Genomic DNA, 4753 nt, shown 5'->3' with positions numbered 1-4753 from the left:
GAATTTGAGCCTTGAAAGGCTCACTACTGTAGTGAGTCCTTTAGGACTCTGAATTTGAGCCTTGAAAGGCTCACTACTGTAGTGAGTCCTTTAGGACTCTGAATTTGAGCCTTGAAAGGCTCACTACGTTCAAAAAAAAAAAAAAAAAAAAAGAAAGAAGGGTAAAGAAGAAAGAAGGGTAAAGGGCTAAAGGGCTAAAGGGCAAAGGGCTAAGGAGTCCACGCAGGCGGGAAGAAAACAACACGAAATCCGTAGTTCCTGTTCCGACCGTCCGGCTCGTCCCTGCCACGAATGGCACCGCGACAATTCCGGGGATCGTCGTACCACGAACCCCCGCGTATCACCCGGTATTGAGTATTTCCCCCAGACTCCCAAACACTCCCATCTGTCGGCGCACTATTATAATTTTCATGCCAAGGGTCAGCGCACCATTCCCAAAGATTACCGTGCATATCGTATAATCCAAAAACATTGGGGGGAAAACTGCCGACAGGCGTTGTCTTTTCTCGATAAATCCCTTTAGGGCCAGAACCGTAAGTGTAATTTCCGTCATAATTAACTAAATCGGTGGTGATGGTTTCACCGAAATAAAACGGGGTTGTAGTTGCAGCGCGACAGGCATATTCCCATTCCGCCTCAGAAGGTAAACGATGGGTATTTCCTGTAAATTCAGAAAGGCGATCGCAAAATTCTACGGCTTCAAACCAAGTTACACTATCAACGGGCAAGTTATCCCCTTTAAAATAGGAGGGGTCGGACTTCAGATCAATTTGACGTTTGGGTAAACTTGCTACCGCCCGCCATTGGGCTTGAGTCACGGCATATTGACCGATTAAAAAAGAGGCTATATTAACAGTACGTTGTGGCCCTTCATCGTCACTTCGTTGTAGTTCACTGCTAGGGGAACCCATGAGGAACGTCCCGGCTGGAATTACGACTAAATCTAATATTGTCCCATTGATATTTTCACTCAAAATTTGGGCTTGGGCTTGCCAACGGTTGTTGATTTGTCCCGTTGAGTTGACGCTTACGGTTTCAAAGCTAACGGTTTTGAAGGGACTGGATGAGGGAGTTGGGGTCGGTTCAGGACTGGGAGTTAAAAAAGGGGTTGGGGCTGAGGAGGTGCTTGGACTAGAGTTATTTTCAGCAGAGGAATTAATCACTTTTTCCCCTACTAAGGCGACTATAAATCCGATACCACTAAAAGCTGCAAATTGTAATATTGTTCGTCGGGTTGGGTTCGGGGGTGGAGGCGGTGTTGCAGCTTGTCCGGGTGCAGCGACGACTGTGGCTGTAGCTGGGCGTGGAGTCGGTGTTGGGGTGGAAGTAGGTGTTGGGGTAGGAAGTAAGGTGGAAAGCGCTTGTAAGGCTTCCTGGGCGTCTTGATAGCGCTGAGGAAAGTGATCCCGCACCATTTTATCTAAAAAATTCCCGAATTTATTACTAACTTGGGCTTGGTTTCGCCAAATGACTTCTCCAGTATTCGGATCATCGGGTAAGGTGTCCGGTATTCTTCCAGTTAGGGCTTGTATTCCGACCATCCCAACGGCATAAATATCACTGGCGAGTTTAGGTTTACCGTGAGCTTGTTCCTTGGGTTGGTAGCCCGGAGTTCCTATCGCAATGGTGAAGGTGGTTTGCCCTTGAGCATTGACGATTAAGGTTCCGATTTGTTTAACGGCTCCAAAGTCAATTAAGATAATTTTACCATCATTGCGTCGCATTAAATTAGCGGGTTTAATATCTCTATGGATGATATTTTGTCGATGAACAACCGCTAAAATTTCTAGGATATTTTTTAATAATGTAATAACAGCAGATTCAGTTAATTTGACACCGGATTTGATTTCGTGGGTCAAGTCATGGCCGTTAATGAAGTCTTGAACAAAATAAAATTCCCCCTGTTCTTCAAAGTGGGCGAAAAGTTTAGGAATGCGTTCATCTAAACGACTCAGTTTATAGAGGACAGTGGCCTCTTCTTCAAATAGCTTTCGAGCAATTACTAATAGGGCGGAGGTGGGATTTTTGGGTTTAAGATGTTTGACGACGCAGTGGGGATGTCCGGGTAGGTCTAAGTCTTTAGCGAGGTAGGTTTCACCAAAACCTCCTCCTCCCAGGAATTGTATGATTTGATAGCGGTTACGGAGGGTTCGACCTACTAGCATAATAATTGACTATTTTATTATTCAATTTTTTAATATACTCTAAATTATGATCTGTTACCACTGTATTCACGACATCCCAGAAACTCCAGTATCAGGTTAGTGAGTTTTTCATTGATCAAGTTAGCAAGCGAGGACGCAGGGCTAACGCCAACGCACTGCAATTATTGTTAATTGGATTAATTTTTAATAAAATCTTGATGTTCAACCGTTGCAATTCCCTGTTGTAAAATCGCTAAAACTTGAGCTAAATTACCCGCTAATAAGGCTTGTTCATCTAACCATAACCCTGGAAATATTTCGCTTTTTATAATGCCTTCTGAATTCGCTAAAAGTTTAATATATTGTCCTTCTTTTAATCTAAACCAATCTAATTGTTGTTCATACACTCGCCAAATTAAATATTCTTGGACTTGGTTACGACGATAAACCTTTAACTTTTGGTGAGCATCAATAGAAGCACTGGAAGCAGCAATTTCAACAATTAATTCTGGCGCACCTTCGACATAATCATCTTCACTAATTGTAGATTGTCCCCCCTGTTCAATTCTTAATAAAGCATCCGGCTGAGGTTCATTATCTTGATCCAGGCGAACTGTTGTATTATCGGCTAAACCGACTCCGGGTGTTGCTGCTTCATAAAAAGCTAACCAACCCATAATAGAAGCATGGGGTTTTCCATGACTTTTGTAACGTAATGCAGCCGCCATATAGACAATTCCTTCGATCAATTCTGCTTTTTTAACATCAGACATTGTGCCATAACGGCGTTCAAACTCAATTCGAGTCAATTGATCGCCGTTTTCTAAGGGTAGAGTTGTTAAAGTGGATACCATATTATTAGAGAGCAGCATCGTCATCTCCAATTTTAACTACTAATCTTTCCTTAAGTATATCCCAATTCCCAGTTGATGTACAAGACTTCAGAAACAGAGTGTATAACCCTGATTTTAGACTTGATAAATTCTAATACTAAATAGAGTTTTCATACCGACTTTATTCTTAAGTTAGAGCGATGATATCAGCAGATTAGCTCAATTTTTATCAAGAGGTTTTGACAACCAAATTTGATAGGAGCCCTGAAGGGCTCACTACGATTTTATGGGGTTGCGGGTTGGCGGATAGCATTGTTGGATTTTTGTAGGAATTGATAGCGAATCTTCAAGAATTAAGGAGTTTGTACTAAAATTTGATTACGATTTGGATCACCAATACCCGGACGACGACCATCAATATGAGGTTGAATTAATTCAGGTAATGGATTAGGAGAACCCCATTGACTCAGCAATTGTTGTAATAATAAATCCTGATCGGCTCTTAATCCATCTAAATCCGTTCCGCGATTAATAATAGCAAACCAAACTAAACCTCGGTCACGGGTGGGTAAAACCCCGGCTAATGCACTAACATCCGATAACGTTCCGGTTTTCACTGGAGTAGAAACGGGTATTTTTCGGTCTTCTAAAGTACCTTGGGTATCTATTCCTGCAATGGGAAATAAATCAGCAACGGTAAGATTAGTATCTTGTAAATATCGAGCTAATGCCATAAACATTCCGACAACAGCCCTCGGAGAAATTTGATTTTCAGGTTCTAATCCCGACCCATTAATTAAGCGAATTTCATCGATAGGAACTCCTGCGGCTTGTGACGCTAATTGCCTAACTCTAGCAGCCCCCCCAACATTTGCGGCTAAAATTTCAGCCATCAGATTATTACTATAAATATTCATTTGTTTAATAATTTCAACTAAGGCTAAAGAATGATGACGAATAATTAACGTTGAATTAGTACCCCCAAATTGAGACACTACATTTCCCGCAATCACAACTTGAGGTTTAGCGGTTCCCGGTGTCATCCGAGAGTGTTGGTAAATAATTTCTTCATTCCAAGAAGCTGAATTTAATGCTTGTTTGAATAATTGACCCGCTTTTACTGGATCAACTTCATAATTCATATAGAAATTACCCGCGATGATTAAATTGCCAGTGACTCCACGAATTCCCATTTGATTTAAAGTATTTCCTAATGCGATCGCTTCTTCCCAAATAAAAAACGGATCACCATTCCCGGTAATGACTAAATCCCCCTGTACCACACCCCCAACAATCGGCCCAGTGACCCCTATTAACGTCTCAAACCGATGTTCAGGGTTCCAAACCTGGAGGGATGCCAAAGAAGTCGCAATCTTCGTCAGAGAAGCCGCAGGCAGGGGTGTTGTCCCCGAATTCTTAGCCAAGGGAACCCAACTTGACTGCACCCAGACCCCCTGTATATCCTTTGAAAGCCCTTTTGACGATAATCGATTCAAATATTGCTGCACAACTGCTTCTGCAACCGGATCAGGCTGTTGGGGAAACACCACTTGCGATAACTCCGTTTCCAAATCCTCCAACACAGAAGCATTCAGTCCTTCCTGATTCACTCCTGCCATTTCCAACCAAACACTCACTAATCCCGAACTAATAATATCAATCATACTTAAGCACTAAAAAACATCAAACAAACACAAAACAAACCCAATAGAAAGAATAAATGAAAAACTCTTCCCTTGCTCCCCCTTGTCCCCCTTGTCCTGTCTCTTATACACA

3 protein-coding genes are annotated in these 4753 nt (G+C 42.2%); all 3 read right to left on the bottom strand.

Features of this window, described 5'->3' with window-relative positions; translation table 11 throughout:
• Positions 1-209 precede the first annotated feature (209 nt).
• The gene (locus IQ236_RS27320) at positions 210-2165 is read right to left on the bottom strand and encodes a bifunctional serine/threonine-protein kinase/formylglycine-generating enzyme family protein (protein ID WP_193872361.1); all 1956 of its coding nucleotides are present in this window, start codon (positions 2163-2165) and stop codon (positions 210-212) included.
• Positions 2166-2341: 176 nt separating this feature from the next.
• Positions 2342-3016 carry a Uma2 family endonuclease gene (locus tag IQ236_RS27315; RefSeq protein ID WP_193872353.1) on the bottom strand — a complete coding sequence of 225 codons (675 nt, stop codon included), beginning with the start codon at positions 3014-3016 and terminating at the stop codon, positions 2342-2344.
• A gap of 314 nt (positions 3017-3330) precedes the next feature.
• The gene (locus IQ236_RS27310) at positions 3331-4641 is read right to left on the bottom strand and encodes a D-alanyl-D-alanine carboxypeptidase (RefSeq protein WP_193872351.1); all 1311 of its coding nucleotides are present in this window, start codon (positions 4639-4641) and stop codon (positions 3331-3333) included.
• Positions 4642-4753 lie beyond the last annotated feature (112 nt).

This window comes from Planktothrix mougeotii LEGE 06226, from assembly GCF_015207485.1.
GTDB lineage: Bacteria > Cyanobacteriota > Cyanobacteriia > Cyanobacteriales > Microcoleaceae > Planktothrix.
The sequence above is the reverse complement of the archived record's forward strand: the minus strand, read 5'-3'. Positions and strand labels throughout refer to the sequence as shown.